This is a genomic window from Salinarimonas sp. NSM, from assembly GCF_052380005.1.
GTDB lineage: Bacteria > Pseudomonadota > Alphaproteobacteria > Rhizobiales > Beijerinckiaceae > Salinarimonas.
On record NZ_JBQTCJ010000053.1, the window covers coordinates 21,154 to 35,229 of the forward strand.

A 14,076-nucleotide genomic window follows, 5' to 3' on the forward strand; every position below is an offset into this window, starting at 1 on the left:
AGCTCAGACGTGGCAGCAGCCACTTCATCGCTCATCCTCCGATCGATCGGGCAAGGCATGTGCCCACATGGCGCCGGGAGCCCATCTCCCGGTGCGGGGCGCCGGCCCGCCCTGGCTCGTCGCCCGAGCGAACGGTCTGGTACCGACGCGCCGACCCGTGTCGTGAGCACCATGCATCAAGGCGCGCGCGAAAGTCGGCAGGCGTCGAATCGTCGAGGGGGTGTGGCCAATCGTGCCGTCGCCGTGCCACCCTCCACGGCGGTGCTCCGGCTTCTGCGAACGGGAAAAGCGCCGATTCGGTCGAGGTCGACAATCCGCATGAGAAGATCGCCCGACGACGAGGCCCCCTATGCCGCCGGCTTCCGATCGACGCCGCGGGAGGTCGCGGACGTCGCGCTGCCCGTGCGCGGCACGCTGCCGGATTGGCTCTCGGGGGTCCTGCTGCGGGTCGCGCCGGCCTTGTTCGAGGTCGGCGAGCAGCGCTACGCGCACTGGTTCGACGGCCTCGCCCGGCTGCACCGCTTCGCCTTCGCCGACGGACGGGTGACCTATCGCAGCCGCTTCCTGCGCTCGCGGGCCTACGAGGAGGCGACCCGAGCGGGCCGGATCGTGCACGCCGAGTTCGCGACCGACCCCTGCCGCAGCCTTTTCGGGCGCGTGCAGGCGATCCTCGAGCCCACCACCACGGACAACGCGGTCGTCAGCGTCAACCGGATCGGCGGCGACGTCGTCGCGCTCACCGAGACGCGGCTTCCGGTGCGCTTCGACCCGGACACGCTGGAGACGCTCGGCATCCACGATTTCAGCACCTTCGTGGAGGGCTCGGTCTCCACCGCGCATCCGCATCACGACGGCGCGAGCGCCTACACGTACCTGATCTCCTTCGGACGGCGCTCGGCCTACCACGTCCACGCGGTCGACCATGCGGGCGTCGAGCGCGAGCTGGCGCGCATCCCGGTGGAGCGGCCGTCCTACATGCATTCCTTCGGCATGAGCGCGCGCCGGCTGATCCTGGCCGAGTTCCCCTTCGTCGTGAACCCGCTGCGCCTGTACCTCTCGGGGGTGCCCTTCATCCGCAACTATCGCTGGGATCCAACGCGTGGCACGACGCTGACCGCTCTCGACAAGGAGACCGGCGCGCAGGTGGGGCGCTGGAGCGCGCCGCCGCTCTTCGCCTTCCATCACGTCAACGCGGTGGAGCGCGAGGACGCGCTCGAGGTGGACCTCGTCGCCTACGACGACGCCTCGGTGATCGATGCGCTCTATCTCGCACGCCTGCGCGGCAGCGAGCCGGTGCGCGCGGTCGGGCGGCTCGTTCGGCTCACGCTGCCCGCGGGCGGCGGCGACGTGACGGTTCGCAGCTTGTCCGACACGCCGATCGAGCTGCCGCGCATCGACTACCCCCGCCACCAGGGTCGCCCCTACCGCTGGGTCTGGGGCAACGGCCAGGCCGGCGCCGACTTCCTCGACTCGATCGTCAAGATCGACCTCGCCGGCGACCCGGCGACGAACGCCCGCGTCTGGCGCGAGGACGGCGCCTGGCCCGGCGAGCCGGTCCTGGTGCGCCGTCCCGGCAGCGAGGCCGAGGACGACGGCGTGCTGCTCTCGGTCGTGCTCGATGCGCGGGCGGAGCGCTCCTACCTGCTCGTGCTGGACGCGGCGACGCTCGAGGAGATCGCGCGGGCGGAGGCGCCGGAGATCGTCACCTTCGGCTTCCACGGCAACTTCCTCGGCACGCCGGAGGATGGGCCGCTGCACGCCTGAGGCCGGGTCACCCGGCGCGGAGGTCGAGCTCCATGAGCCGGCGCAGCGCGTCGATCTCCAGCCCCGCGACGAGATCGCGCGCGACGACCCCGTCGGGACCGATGTCGAAGGTTGCGAGGTCCGTGTAGACCCGCGAGACGCAGGCGCGGCCCGTGAGCGGATAGGCGCATTCGCGCACGAGCTTCGGCCGCCCCTCCTTGGTGAGCGCCTCCATCAGCACGAAGACGCGCTTGGCGCCGATCGCGAGGTCCATCGCACCGCCCACCGCGGGAATCGCGTCCGGCTTGCCGGTGTGCCAGTTGGCGAGGTCGCCCGAAACAGACACCTCGAAGGCGCCGAGCACGCAGATGTCGAGGTGGCCGCCGCGCATCATCGCGAAGGAATCGGCGTGGTGGAAGAAGGACGCGCCGGGCAGGGTCGTCACCGGCTGCTTTCCGGCGTTGATGAGCTCGGGATCCTCCTCGCCGGCGGCGGGCCGCGGGCCCATGCCGAGGAGCCCGTTCTCGGTGTGGAGCACGATCTCGCGTCCCGGCGGCAGATGGTTCGCCACCAGCGTCGGCAGGCCGATGCCGAGGTTGACGTAGGCCCCGTCGGGAATGTCGCGGGCGACGCGGGCGGCCATGGCGTCGCGGTCGAGCTTGTTCATGGCGGGGACCTCACCAGGACGGGGGCGTGTCTTCGTGGGCGACGACGACCCGCGAGACGAAGATGCCGGGGGTGACCACGCTCTCCGGGTCGAGCGCGCCGAGCGGCACGACCTCGGAGACCTGCGCCACCGTCAGCGCGGCCGCGCTCGCCATGATCGGCCCGAAATTGCGCGCGGTCTTCGAATAGACGAGGTTTCCATACCGGTCGCCGGCGCGCGCCTTGATCAGCGCGACGTCGGCGCGGATCGGGTACTCGAGCACGTAGTCGCGCCCGTCGATGGTGCGCGTCTCCTTGCCGTCCGCGAGGAGGGTGCCGTAGCCGGTCGGCGTGAAGAACGCGCCGATACCCGCGCCCGCGGCGCGGATGCGCTCGGCGAGATTGCCCTGCGGCACGACCTCGAGCTCGATCTCGCCGGCGCGGTAGAGCCGGTCGAAGTGCCAGCTGTCGTGCTGGCGCGGGAAGGAGCAGATCACCTTGCGCACGCGCCGCGCCGCGATCAGCGCCGCGAGGCCGCCGTCGCCGTTGCCGGCGTTGTTCGAGACGATCGTGAGGTCCTTCGCACCCTGGCCGATGAGCGCGTCGATGAGCGCGAACGGCATGCCCGCCGTCCCGAACCCGCCGACGAGAACCGTCGCGCCGTCCCGGATGCCGTCGACCGCCGCTTCCAGCGTCGGGACGATCTTGTCGATCATGCCGTCTCGTCTCCCCCGGCGGGCGAGAGCGCCCGCGCACGCCGACAGGCTTAGCGGATGGCGGCGTTCGAGAAAATCACCGCGCGTCGGCGAGCCCGTGCGGGCGTGCCGAGGCGCCTTGCGGACGGGCGAGGGATATCCTAGAGATATCACTGGAGCGCCCGCCGCCGCGCGCTGATCCACCGGGAGGTCGCGATGACGAGATCCACCATCGGGCAATGGGGCAAGAGCCTCGCCGTCCGTCTCCCCGCAGAGGTCGCGCGCGCGGCCGGGCTGACGAAGGGCGCCGAGGTCGAGTGCGCGGTCGAGAACGGCACGGTCGTGATCCATCCGGCGCGGTCGGAGGCCGAGATTCGCGATGCCATGGAGGCCGCGCAGGAGATCCTGCGCGCCCGCCCCGGAGTGCGCCTCGACGGCGTCGGCATTCGAGAGCTCATCGACGAAGGGCGGCGCGGCGCGTGATCGTCCTCGACAGCTCCATGACGCTCTCCTGGTTCTTCGAGGACGAGCAGACGGCGACGAGCACCGCGCTGCTGCTGCGCATACCGTCTACCGGCGCGCTCGTACCCTCGCTCTGGAAGCTCGAGGTCGCCAATGCCCTCGCCACGGCCGTGCGGCGCAATCGCTGCACGCCGGACCTCGTGGAGACGTCGCTGTCTCGCCTGGAACGGATGGGCATCCGAATCGACGAGGCGACCGCGCGGCACGCCTGGGGAGCGACCCGGGCGCTCGCGACCGCTCATGCGCTGACGATCTACGACGCGACCTACCTGGAGGTCGCGGTGCGCGAGCGCCTGCCGCTCGCCACCTGCGACCGACGGCTCGCGGCCGCGGGGCGGGCGTGCGGGATCGAGGTCGTCGACGGGACGCGCGACGCCGGCTCGTGATCGCCGCTCGACTTCATCGGCCTTGACTTCGCCCCATCCACCCCCGCCTCTCGCGCGTAGACACCCTTCGACGGCGAAGGACCTTCGATGACGCGCGTTCCCCCCACGCCGCTCGCGGCGGCGGCGATCCTCCTGGCGGCCTGGTTCGTGGCGAGCCTCGCCGTGAACCTGCCGCCGTTCGCGGACGCGCTGCTCGGCGCCTTCCACCTCGGCTTCGCCCTGGAGGTGGGGGCCGCCTTCGCCGTGGTCGCGCTCGTGCGCGCGCGGCTCGGGCGGGTGCCGCGGGGGCTGGTGCACGCCCTCGCGGCTGTGCTCGTCGTGCTGGTGGCGATTCGCATCGCCGATCTCACCGCGCGCTCGGTCGTCGACCGCCCGCTCAACCTCTATCTCGACGTCTCGCTCCTGCCGGCGACGATGGACGTCGCGCGCACGCTGCTCGGCCCCGTGCGGGCCTGGGGCGCGGTGGCGGGGCTGCTCATCGGTCTCGCCGCGCTGTGGGCCGCTCTCGCCTGGGGCCTGTCGCGCCTGGCCGAGCTGTTCGCGGCGCCGCATGCGCGGCTGGCGATGTACGCTCTCGGCGCCGGCGCGCTCGCGCTCTACGGCGGGCAGAAGACCCTTCTCGAGGGCCGGCCCGGATGGCGCCCGGTCGGCGGCTCGGCCAGCCTGACGGTGGCGCTCCAGGCGCAGGGCCTCGTCGTCGCGCTCGGCCGGCGCGCCGCCTTTCGCGCCGATCTCGGGCAGGACGCCGCGGACGGCATCCCGGAGGCGGAGATCCTCGGTGCGCTCGACGGGCGCGACGTCGTCGTGATCTTCATCGAGAGCTACGGCGTCACCGCGCTCGACGACCCGGCCTACGCACGGGTCGTCGGCCCCCGCCTCGCCACCTTCGAGGCGCTGGCGCGCGAGGCCGGCTTCTCGCTCGCCTCGGGGCGGCTCGTCGCCGCGAGCGCCGGCGGGCAGTCCTGGCTCAACCACGCCAGCGTCTCGTCGGGTCGGTTCATCGACGACCAGACACTCTACGCACTCTTCCTCTCGGAGGCCCCGCGCACGCTCGTCGACGACTTCTCGGGCGCGGGCTATCGCACCGTGCAGTCGATGCCGGCGATCACGATGCCCTGGCCCGAGGGCCAGCTCCTCGGCTACGAGGCGACCTACGAGGCGCAGGACATGGGCTATGCCGGGCCGGTTTTCTATTGGGGGATCGTGCCCGACCAGTTCGCCCTCGACCACCTCGCCCGCGCGGAGCTCGACACGCCCGGTCGCCCGCCGCTCTTCGCCCTGGCCGCGCTGATCTCGAGCCATGCCCCCTGGCTGCCCGTACCCGAGATCGTGCCCTGGGAGGCGCTGGGGGACGGCGCCATCTACCGCCGCTGGACCGACGACGCGCCGCATCCCCGCGAGGTGTGGCGCGATCCCGAGGCGGTGCGCGTGCAATACGCGCGCTCGGTCGCGCATTCCATCGACGCGGTGGCGGCCTTCGTCTCCGAGCGGCTCTCGCCGGACACCGTCGTGATCGTCATGGGCGATCACCAGCCCGCACCGTTGATCACCGGGGAGGACGCATCGCGCGCCGTTCCGGTTCACGTGCTGGCGCGCGATGCGAAGCTGCTCGCGCCCTTCGCCGAGCTGGGGTTCCGGCCCGGCGCGGTCCCCCCGCCCCCGCCGCCCATCGGCGACGCCGCCCTTCCGCGCATCGACGCGCTGCGCCCCACCCTGCTCGAGGGGTGGCGCGCGCGGCGAAGTGACGCCGATCAGGCGGCCGCGCCGGCTGCCGTCCCGGCGGGCACCCCGGAGACCGCCCCGGTCGTCGCTCGCTGACGGCACACGGCTGCGGGCCTCGCGGGTCGCTCCCCCTTCGCGTGCGGACGAGACCGGCGCGCACGATGCGCCTCGACCGATCCTGCTCGCGAGGTCCCCCTACCTGGGGCGGGCGACATCGCCCGCACGGACCCCGCCCCTGATCCGCTGCGCGGATCGTCCCCGCCCCAAGGGGGCGGGAGGCGCGGGAGCATGCGTCAGGCCTCGCCTTCGTCCAGGTCATCGGCCGTGGGGGTCGCCTCGTCGAGGATGCGGTCGGCCAGCACGCCGGAATTCTGGCGGATGGCGTCCTCGATGCGCTTGGCGACGTCGGGATTGTCCTTGAGGAAGGTCTTGGCGTTCTCGCGCCCCTGGCCCAGCCGCTGGCTGTCGTAGGAGAACCAGGCGCCGGACTTCTCGACGATGCCGCCCTTCACCCCAAGATCGAGCAGCTCGCCGACCTTCGAAATGCCCTCGCCGTACATGATGTCGAACTCGACCTGCTTGAACGGCGGCGCGACCTTGTTCTTGACGACCTTGACGCGCACCTGGTTGCCGATCGCCTCGTCGCGGTCCTTGAGCGTCGAGACCCGGCGGATGTCGAGGCGCACCGAGGCGTAGAACTTCAGCGCGTTGCCGCCCGTCGTGGTCTCCGGCGAGCCGTACATGACGCCGATCTTCATGCGGATCTGGTTGATGAAGATCACCATCGTCTTCGAGCGCGAGATCGAGCCGGTGAGCTTGCGCAGCGCCTGCGACATCAGGCGCGCCTGGAGGCCCGGCTGCACCTCGCCCATCTCGCCCTCGATCTCGGCGCGGGGCGTGAGCGCCGCGACCGAATCGACCACGAGCACGTCCACGGCACCCGAGCGCACCAGCGTGTCCGTGATCTCGAGCGCCTGCTCGCCGGTGTCGGGCTGGGAGATCAGCAGGTCGTCGAGCTGCACGCCGAGCTTGCGGGCATAGACCGGGTCGAGCGCGTGCTCGGCGTCGACGAACGCGCACACGCCGCCCTTCTTCTGCGCCTCGGCGATCGTGTGGAGCGCGAGCGTCGTCTTGCCCGAGGATTCCGGCCCGTAGATCTCGACGATGCGCCCACGCGGCAGCCCGCCGACGCCGAGCGCGACGTCGAGCCCGAGCGAGCCCGTCGACACCGTCTCGATCTCGACGAGCGGCTGGTTCTTGCCCATCCGCATGATCGAGCCCTTGCCGAACGCACGCTCGATCTGCGAGAGCGCCGCGTCGAGCGCCTTCGTCTTGTCCTTGTCCATGGGGGAGCCTTCCACCAGCCTCAGCGAGGTCTGAGCCATTTCGCGAATCCCTTATTGCACGGGGTGGAGACGAATCTCAACGCGGCGTCGACCCCAGCAATGTACGCGCTTCGTTCTCACACGCAAGAGCCAAAACGAAAAGGGAACGAAAAATCCGCGACCCTTCCGCCGAGCCCGGCGCGCAAGGCTTTGCGCAGCGTGCGCCCACGCCCGGGACACCGGTCCCACGCGAGGATGCGTCCCGGCCGCCATGGGTCGTCCGCGCCCGCGCATCGCCGCGGCGTCCACAGGAAACGTCGGCTCGGGATACGGGACGCTCCGGCCGCGTCGTCCGCGCCCCGTCCTCACGCCGCGGCGGCGCGCGCCGCCGCCCCCTCACCGCCCCATCGTCTCCTTCACCGTCTCCACCAGCTGCTTCAAGGTGAAGGGCTTGGGCAGGAAGGCGAAGTCCTCGCCCTCGGGGAGGTTCTTCTTGAAGGCGTCCTCGGCGTAGCCGGAGACGAACACGACCTTGAGGTCGGGATGCGTCTTGCGCAGCTCGCGCAGCAGCGAGGGCCCGTCCATCTCCGGCATCACCACGTCGGAGACGACGAGGTCGACCGGCGCCTCGGACCCCGCGATCGCCTCGAGCGCCTCGACGCCGGAGGCGGCCTCGAGCACCGTGTAGCCGCGGGCCTTGAGCGCGCGGGAGTTCACGGCGCGCACGGGGTCCTCGTCCTCGACGAGGAGCACCACGCCGTGGCCGGTGAGGTCGGGATTCGAGCGCGCGAGGGGGCCGAGCCGAGCCGCCGCCACCTCGGCGGAGGTCTGCACGTGGCGCGGCAGGTAGACCTTGAAGGAGGCGCCCTCGCCCGGAGTCGAATCGACGTAGACGAAGCCGTTCGACTGCTTGACGATGCCGAACACGGTCGAGAGGCCGAGCCCGGTGCCCTTGCCGATCTCCTTCGTGGTGAAGAACGGCTCGAAGATCTTGTCCATCACCTCGGGCGGGATGCCGGTGCCCGTGTCGGCGACCTCGATGAGGACGTAGTCCGCCGCCGGCATGCCGGGGCGCTCGAGACGGGCGGCCTCCTCGGCCTGCACGTTCGCGGTGCGGATCGTCAGACGCCCACCGTCGGGCATGGCGTCGCGGGCGTTCACCGCGAGGTTGATGACGACCTGCTCGAGCTGGTGCACGTCCGCCTGGATCGGCCACAGGTCGCGCCCGTGGCGCAGGTCGAGCTCGACGCGCTCGCCGAGGAGGCGCTTGAGGAGCATGGTCAGGTCGGACATGGTCTCGCCGAGGTCGAGCACCTCGGGTCGCAGCGTCTGGCGGCGCGAGAAGGCGAGCAGCTGGCGCACCAGGCTCGCGGCCCGGTTCGCGTTCTGCTTGATCTGCATGATGTCCTGGAAGGCCGGGTCGGTGGGCCTGTGGTTGGCCAGCAGCAGGTCCGAATAGCCGATGATCGCCTGGAGCACGTTGTTGAAGTCGTGCGCCACGCCGCCGGCGAGCTGGCCCACCGCCTGCATCTTCTGCGCCTGGGCGAACTGCGTCTCGAGCTGGCGCTGCTCGGTCGTCTCGAGCGCGTAGACGATCGCGACCTCGCCCTCCCCGTCCGTCTCGTTGACGGGGCTCGTCCAGATCCGCGCCGAGCGCTCGCCCGGCCCGACGATCCCGACCTCGACGGGCTCGGCCGCGCGCGCGCCCTCGGCGGCCGCGAGCGCGCCCGCGAGCGCCTCGTGGTCGCGCTCCAGCACCCGCTGGACGAGGCGCGGCTCCTCGCCGCCGGGCTCGGCGCGCGGCATCGTGCCGAACAGCCGCACGAAGGGGGCGTTGGCGCGCAGGATGCGGCCCTCCCGGCCGAGCGCCGCGATGGCGATCGGCGTGTTGTTGAAGAAGCGCGCGAACCGCACCTCCGCCGCGCGCTGGGCGTCCGCCGAGCCCTCCTCCCCGGCCGAGCGGTTGATCACCAGCGTGCGCGAAGCGCCGCGCTCGCCCTCCATGCCGAAGGCGACGCGGTGGTAGAGCCGCGCGGGCAGCGCCTGGCCGGCCCGGCGCGTCATGTCGATGTCGAAGATCTCGGTGCGCACCTCGCCGGGCGCACCCTCGACGGAGGCGAGCAGCGTCGCCACGTCGGGAGGCACCATGTCCTCGAGCGCGAGTCCGCCCGAGCCGACCTTCGCGAGGTCGTGGTCGAGCCAGGCCGCGAGCGTGGCGTTCATGTAGGCGACGGAGCCGTCCGGCTCGACCGAGAAGAAGCCCGCCGGCGCGTGATCGAGATAGTCGATCGCGTGCTGGAGCTCCTGGAAGACGTTCTCGTGGCGCTCGCGCTCGTGCGTCACGTCGGCGATCGACCAGAGCACCGCGGGCTTGGCGCCGGGGCGCGGCAGCGGGCGCACGCGCACGCGGTACCAGCCGTACTCGCCGCGCCCGCCGAGCGCCGGTGAGAGGCGGATCTCCTCGGCGAGCGCACGCTCCTCGCGCGCCGCCTGGGCGAGGCGGTAGATCGCCTCCGAGACCTCCGGCGCGCCCAGGAAGAGGCGCTCGACGGTCTTGATCTCCGCGAGCTCCGTGGCGCCGGCGAAGGAGAGGTAGGCCTCGTTGGCGTAGGCGATGCGGCCGTCCCCCTCGACCACCACGTGGCCTTCCGACGAGGAATCCGCCATCGCCTTCGTCAGGTCGTTGCGCGTGCCCTGCGCGGAGAAGCCGAACGCGCCGATGGCGTAGGCCGTGATGAAGAACACGCCGGCCATGGCGAGCAGCGCGAGCAGCGCCGTGATCAGCGGCTGGGCCTGCTCGCTCGTGACGAAGGAGAGGCCGAAGAAGGCGCCGGGCAGCACGAGCGCGAGGACGACGAGGAGCCAGATCTTCCCCGGCGTCTCGCTGCGCTCGATCGCCCGCTGCGGCTTGTCGCTCGTCTGAGCCATGTGCGTGTCGCCTGTTCTCGTCGCTCGAGCGGTTATGCCCGACGGCGCCTGAGCCGCAAGACGTAACCGATGACCTCGGCGACGGCGGAGTAGTGTTCCACCGGGATCTCCCGGTCGATGTCGACGGTCGCGTGCAGCGCACGGGCGAGCGGCGGGTTCTCGACGATGGGCACGTCGTGCTCGCGCGCCTTCTCGCGGATGCGCAGCGCCAGCGCGTCGACACCCTTGGCGACGCAGATCGGCGCGGGCATGCCCTTCTCGTACTTCAGCGCGACGGCGTAGTGCGTCGGGTTGGTGACGATGACGGTCGCCTGCGGCACCGCCGCCATCATGCGCTGGCGGGCGCGCTCGATCCGCAGCTGGCGCCGGCGCGCCTTCACCTCTGGCGAGCCTTCGGACTGCTTGAACTCCTCCTTCACCTCGCGGCGCGTCATCCGCTGGCGCTTCATCCAGGAGAAGCGCTGGTAGAGGAAGTCTCCCACCGCGACGAAGAAGAACAGCGCCAGCACGCCGCCGAGCAGCTTCACCGAGAGGTCCTTCACCTCGACGAAGAGCAGGGTGGGGTCCTCCTGCACCAGCGTGTCGACGCGCGCGCGCTCACCCCACAGGATCACGGCGACCAGCGTGCCGATGATGGCGAGCTTGAGCAGGCCCTTGGCGAAGTTGACGAGCGCCTCCATGCCGAAGACGCGCTTGAAGCCGGATATGGGGCTGATGCGGTCGAGCTTGGGCGTCAGCGGCTCGACGGTCCACAAGAGGCGATGCTGCATGCCGCCGCCGACGAGCCCCGCGACCATGAAGATCGCGAAGGGCGCCGCGAGCGCGATCAGCACGGTGACGATCGCGTCGCGCATCACCGAGAGATGCCCGGCGCCGTCGGTGACCTGATGGGCGTTGGCTAGGAAGCCCGTGATGCCGTTCGAGATCCGCTCGGCGCTGAAGCCGGAGACGAGCAGCGCCGCCAGCGTGAAGCCGCCGAGCACGAAGAAGGTCGTGATCTCCTGGCTCTTGGCGACGTCGCCCTTCTCGATCGCCTGCTCGAGCTTTCGCGGGGTCGGCTCTTCCGTGCGATCGTCGTTCTCGGTGTCCTGGTCCGCCATGCCGCCCTCCCCTCTACAGGCCGGAGATGGTGGACAGGAAGGCGCGCAGGTTCTCGAGGAACACGCTCATCATCACGCCGACCACGATGGCGAGCACGATGAAGCCGCCGAGGATGGTCGCCGGCAGCGCCAGGAAGAACACCTGGAGCTGCGGCATCAGGCGCGAGAGCACGCCGAGCCCCAGGTTGAACAGGATCGCGAAGACGATGAACGGCGCGGAGATCTGCACCGCGAGCGCGAAGCCGCGCCCCACCGCCTCGATGCCGAGCCGGGCGACGTCGCCGCTCTCCGGCAGCCCGCCGGGCGGGAGCATGTCGTAGCTCGCCCGCACGGCGGCGATGGCGAGGTGGTGGAGGTCGGTGACGAAGATGAGCGTGATGGCGAGCAGCGTCAGGAAGTTCGCGATCGCCGTCTGCTGGCCGCCGAGCGACGGGTCCACCGTCATGGCGAAGCCCAGCCCCATCTGCTGGGCTATGATGGTGCCGGCGGTCTGCAGCGCGCCCACGACCATCCGCACCGCGAGCCCGAGCACGAGCCCGACCAGGATCTCCCCGAACAGGAGCGACAGCGTCGCCGCCCCGGCGACGCCGCCGGCGGGCTCCACCAGCGGGCGCACGGCGGGATAGACGACGATCGTCAGCAGGACCGCGAAGGCGAGGCGCACGCGCGGCGAGATCAGCTGCTCGCCCAGCCCCGGCAGCAGCATGACGAGGGTGCCCACCCGCGCGAAGGCGAGGAGGAAGGTCGTCGCGACGGCGGGCGAGAGCAGCTCCATGAGCGGGCACGATACGAGATTCGCGGGCCGCGCGCGCGGCCCGTGCGCGACGGGCGCGACGGGCGCGACCGCCCGGCTCGCGACCGCGGCCACCTCACCCGCCCGCGACGATGCGCTCGGCGACACGGTGCATGTAGCCCGCGAGCGCGTCGCTCATGAGGGGGAGCATGATCAAGAGCGAGACGAACACGGCGATGATCTTGGGCACGAAGACGAGCGTCTGCTCCTGGAGCTGGGTGAGTGCCTGGAGGAGCGAGATCACGACGCCGACGGCGAGCGCGACCAGCATCACCGGCGCCCCGACCTTGAAGAAGGTCATGATGCCGTCGCGGGCGATGTCGAGGATGGCCATGCCGGTCATGGAGTACGCTTTCTGCAGGTGATCGTGGTGCTCGCGCCGCCGTCAGATCGGCATGCGCATGATCTCTTCGTAGGCCTGGATGACGCGGTCGCGCACGGCGACGAGCGTGTTGAGCGCGGCCTCGCTCTCGGCCACCGCGGTGACGACGTCGACGACGTCGGCGCGGCCGGCGGCGGCCGCGCTCGCCTGGGCCTCCGCGGCGCGGCCCGCCTCGGCGACGGAGCCGACGGCGCCCTGGACGAGGGCTGCGAAGTCCGGGCGCTCGGCGCCGGCGGCGCCCCCGATGCGCCCCGCCGCGCCGCCCTGCCCGAGGCCCGGCGAGAGCCCCTGGATCGAGGCGTAGGCGTTGGCGGCGAACATGTTCGTGGCCATGATGCGTTACCTTCCTCGAGGGTTCAGGCGCGCAGGATCTCGATGGTGCGCGAGAGCATGCGGCGCGTGGCGTTGACCAGGTTGAGGTTCGCCTCGTAGCTGCGCTGCGCCTCGCGCATGTCCATGCTCTCGACGAGCGAGGACACGTTGGGCAGCTTCACCTGCCCGTCCGCGTCCGCCGCCGGGTGGCCGGGGTCGAAGCGGGTGCGGAACTCGCTCTGGTCCTCGCGCACGCGCCCCAGCGTCACCGTGCGTACGCCGAGCTCGCGGTCGAGCTTCTCGACGAAGGTCGGGATGCGCCGGCGGTACGGGTCGGCGCCCGGGGCGGCCGCGGTGGAGTCGGCGTTGGCGATGTTCTCGGCGATGACCCGCATGCGCCCCGACTGGGCCTTGAGGCCCGAGGCGGCCACCGCGATCGTCTTGAGGAAGTCCATGCGCGCGCTCCTTCACTCAGCGCCGGCCGATGGCCGTGCGCAGCATCGCCAGGTTCTTCTCGTAGAGCGAGGCGGCGAGCTGGTAGTCGGACTGGTTCTGCGCGACCTTCAGCATCTCCTCCTCGAGGCTCACGGCGTTGCCGGACGGGCGAACCTCGAAGCGCGCGCCGTCGACCTGCGCGGCGGCGCGCGGATCGGCGGAGCCCGCCAGATGCAGCGGGCTCGTGCGCGCCGGGGCGAGCGCCGCGGAGACGCCCCGCCCGTCGCGCCCGAAGCGCGGCTCGGCGACGTCGCGTGGCGCGAAGCCCGGCGTGTCGGCGTTCGCGACGTTCTCGGCGAGCAGCTTCTGGCGCGCCTGGTGCCAGTGCATGCGCGTCTTCAGCATCTCGAGGAGAGGCAGGCCGGTGGCGGTCACGGGGGTCGCTCCGGGTGCGTCGCGGCGGGGGCGGCCGCGGGCTCGGGTTTCGGCGAGGGACGATCTCGGACGAATCCGGCCCCGCCTTGGGCAAAATTTGCCGGCATGTTGGTTAACGGCGCGTTAAAGGACTGCCACCGTCTGGTGGTTTCGTGTTAACCGCGCGACGGTTATGGTGCATGCCGCGCTCCCGGGCGCGGACAACTCGCGCGCCCATCGAGGCCGCCGGACGGGATCTCGCGCCCGGTCGGCGACGCGACGGGACGCCGTTCAGTAGAGAGCGCGACGACCTGCCATGCTCGGCTTCGAGAACACCTCCATCGTCCAGTACCTGATCGCGTTCGCCGTGGTGATGGGGCTGCTCGCCCTGTTCGCCTGGCTGGCGCCGCGGCTCTTGGGCCGGCGGGTGAACGGCCAGGGCCTCGCCGCGGGCCGCTCCAAGCAGCCGCGCCTCGGCATCGTCGACGTCTACGACCTCGACCGACAGCGCCAGCTCGTGCTCCTGCGCCGCGACGGCGTCGAGCACCTGCTGCTGATCGGCGGGCCCAACGACGTCGTCGTGGAGAGCGGCATCGGCCGCGCCCCGCCGCGGCCGGCCCAGCGCCCCGGCGGCGCGCAGATGCCGATGCCGGGCCAGCCGGCCATGCCCGGGC

Annotated in this window: 14 protein-coding genes and 1 pseudogene; 5 read left to right on the top strand and 10 right to left on the bottom strand. The window is 71.6% G+C overall.

Annotation, left to right across the window (positions count from 1 at the left end; genetic code table 11):
* The first annotated feature begins 318 nt into the window (after nucleotides 1-318).
* A complete protein-coding gene (locus tag ACTZWW_RS17275) occupies nucleotides 319-1,764 on the top strand; it encodes a carotenoid oxygenase family protein (RefSeq protein ID WP_444782214.1) in 1,446 nt (481 codons plus the stop codon).
* Between the two features lie 7 nt (nucleotides 1,765-1,771).
* Here ACTZWW_RS17275 and ACTZWW_RS17280 read toward each other — a convergent pair whose 3' ends face one another.
* Nucleotides 1,772-2,410, bottom strand: coding sequence for a 3-oxoacid CoA-transferase subunit B (locus ACTZWW_RS17280; protein ID WP_444782215.1), 639 nt, complete (start codon nucleotides 2,408-2,410; stop codon nucleotides 1,772-1,774).
* A gap of 10 nt (nucleotides 2,411-2,420) precedes the next feature.
* Nucleotides 2,421-3,101, bottom strand: coding sequence for a 3-oxoacid CoA-transferase subunit A (locus ACTZWW_RS17285; RefSeq protein ID WP_444782227.1), 681 nt, complete (start codon nucleotides 3,099-3,101; stop codon nucleotides 2,421-2,423).
* Nucleotides 3,102-3,299: 198 nt separating this feature from the next.
* Here ACTZWW_RS17285 and ACTZWW_RS17290 point away from each other — a divergent pair, with 198 nt between their 5' ends.
* The 3 genes from ACTZWW_RS17290 to ACTZWW_RS17300 all read left to right on the top strand — a co-directional run bounded on the left by ACTZWW_RS17290 (nucleotide 3,300) and on the right by ACTZWW_RS17300 (nucleotide 5,809).
* Nucleotides 3,300-3,566 carry an AbrB/MazE/SpoVT family DNA-binding domain-containing protein gene (locus tag ACTZWW_RS17290; RefSeq protein ID WP_444782216.1) on the top strand — a complete coding sequence of 89 codons (267 nt, stop codon included), beginning with the start codon at nucleotides 3,300-3,302 and terminating at the stop codon, nucleotides 3,564-3,566.
* The gene (locus ACTZWW_RS17295; RefSeq protein WP_444782217.1) at nucleotides 3,563-3,991 is read left to right on the top strand and encodes a type II toxin-antitoxin system VapC family toxin; all 429 of its coding nucleotides are present in this window, start codon (nucleotides 3,563-3,565) and stop codon (nucleotides 3,989-3,991) included. The genes ACTZWW_RS17290 and ACTZWW_RS17295 overlap by 4 nt, the downstream gene beginning before the upstream one ends.
* 87 nt (nucleotides 3,992-4,078) lie before the next feature.
* Nucleotides 4,079-5,809 carry a hypothetical protein gene (locus tag ACTZWW_RS17300; RefSeq protein ID WP_444782218.1) on the top strand — a complete coding sequence of 577 codons (1,731 nt, stop codon included), beginning with the start codon at nucleotides 4,079-4,081 and terminating at the stop codon, nucleotides 5,807-5,809.
* Between the two features lie 197 nt (nucleotides 5,810-6,006).
* Here ACTZWW_RS17300 and recA read toward each other — a convergent pair whose 3' ends face one another.
* From recA to flgB, 8 genes are all read right to left on the bottom strand, one after another.
* Entirely contained in the window at nucleotides 6,007-7,098 is a 1,092-nt protein-coding gene (gene recA, locus ACTZWW_RS17305) for a recombinase RecA (RefSeq protein ID WP_372425575.1), read from the bottom strand.
* A gap of 336 nt (nucleotides 7,099-7,434) precedes the next feature.
* Nucleotides 7,435-9,966 (bottom strand): cell cycle histidine kinase CckA, encoded by a 2,532-nt coding sequence (cckA, locus tag ACTZWW_RS17310; RefSeq protein ID WP_444782219.1) that lies wholly within the window; start codon nucleotides 9,964-9,966, stop codon nucleotides 7,435-7,437.
* Between the two features lie 32 nt (nucleotides 9,967-9,998).
* Nucleotides 9,999-11,066, bottom strand: coding sequence for a flagellar biosynthesis protein FlhB (flhB, locus tag ACTZWW_RS17315; protein ID WP_444782220.1), 1,068 nt, complete (start codon nucleotides 11,064-11,066; stop codon nucleotides 9,999-10,001).
* Between the two features lie 13 nt (nucleotides 11,067-11,079).
* A complete protein-coding gene (gene fliR / locus ACTZWW_RS17320) occupies nucleotides 11,080-11,841 on the bottom strand; it encodes a flagellar biosynthetic protein FliR (RefSeq protein ID WP_444782221.1) in 762 nt (253 codons plus the stop codon).
* Nucleotides 11,842-11,935: 94 nt separating this feature from the next.
* A complete protein-coding gene (gene fliQ, locus ACTZWW_RS17325; protein ID WP_444782222.1) occupies nucleotides 11,936-12,202 on the bottom strand; it encodes a flagellar biosynthesis protein FliQ in 267 nt (88 codons plus the stop codon).
* Between the two features lie 42 nt (nucleotides 12,203-12,244).
* Nucleotides 12,245-12,574, bottom strand: a complete 330-nt coding sequence (locus tag ACTZWW_RS17330) for a flagellar hook-basal body complex protein FliE (protein WP_444782223.1) — start codon at nucleotides 12,572-12,574, stop codon at nucleotides 12,245-12,247.
* Nucleotides 12,575-12,597: 23 nt separating this feature from the next.
* The gene (flgC, locus tag ACTZWW_RS17335) at nucleotides 12,598-13,008 is read right to left on the bottom strand and encodes a flagellar basal body rod protein FlgC (RefSeq protein ID WP_444782224.1); all 411 of its coding nucleotides are present in this window, start codon (nucleotides 13,006-13,008) and stop codon (nucleotides 12,598-12,600) included.
* 16 nt (nucleotides 13,009-13,024) lie between these two features.
* Entirely contained in the window at nucleotides 13,025-13,423 is a 399-nt protein-coding gene (gene flgB / locus ACTZWW_RS17340) for a flagellar basal body rod protein FlgB (protein WP_444782225.1), read from the bottom strand.
* 295 nt (nucleotides 13,424-13,718) lie between these two features.
* Between flgB and ACTZWW_RS17345 the strand changes: the two are divergent.
* Nucleotides 13,719-14,076, top strand: a pseudogene (locus tag ACTZWW_RS17345) (hypothetical protein); the annotation flags it as partial.

Bases quoted from the DNA above. Each gene is read 5' to 3' on its own strand.
- fliR (WP_444782221.1), bottom strand. From the start codon at position 11,841: ATGGAGCTGCTCTCGCCCGCCGTCGCGACGACCTTCCTCCTCGCCTTC.
- ACTZWW_RS17290 (WP_444782216.1), top strand. From the start codon at position 3,300: ATGACGAGATCCACCATCGGGCAATGGGGCAAGAGCCTCGCCGTCCGT.
- ACTZWW_RS17300 (WP_444782218.1), top strand. From the start codon at position 4,079: ATGACGCGCGTTCCCCCCACGCCGCTCGCGGCGGCGGCGATCCTCCTG.
- cckA (WP_444782219.1), bottom strand. From the start codon at position 9,966: ATGGCTCAGACGAGCGACAAGCCGCAGCGGGCGATCGAGCGCAGCGAG.
- ACTZWW_RS17280 (WP_444782215.1), bottom strand. From the start codon at position 2,410: ATGAACAAGCTCGACCGCGACGCCATGGCCGCCCGCGTCGCCCGCGAC.
- flhB (WP_444782220.1), bottom strand. From the start codon at position 11,066: ATGGCGGACCAGGACACCGAGAACGACGATCGCACGGAAGAGCCGACC.
- fliQ (WP_444782222.1), bottom strand. From the start codon at position 12,202: ATGACCGGCATGGCCATCCTCGACATCGCCCGCGACGGCATCATGACC.
- ACTZWW_RS17330 (WP_444782223.1), bottom strand. From the start codon at position 12,574: ATGGCCACGAACATGTTCGCCGCCAACGCCTACGCCTCGATCCAGGGG.
- flgC (WP_444782224.1), bottom strand. From the start codon at position 13,008: ATGGACTTCCTCAAGACGATCGCGGTGGCCGCCTCGGGCCTCAAGGCC.
- recA (WP_372425575.1), bottom strand. From the start codon at position 7,098: ATGGCTCAGACCTCGCTGAGGCTGGTGGAAGGCTCCCCCATGGACAAG.
- ACTZWW_RS17275 (WP_444782214.1), top strand. From the start codon at position 319: ATGAGAAGATCGCCCGACGACGAGGCCCCCTATGCCGCCGGCTTCCGA.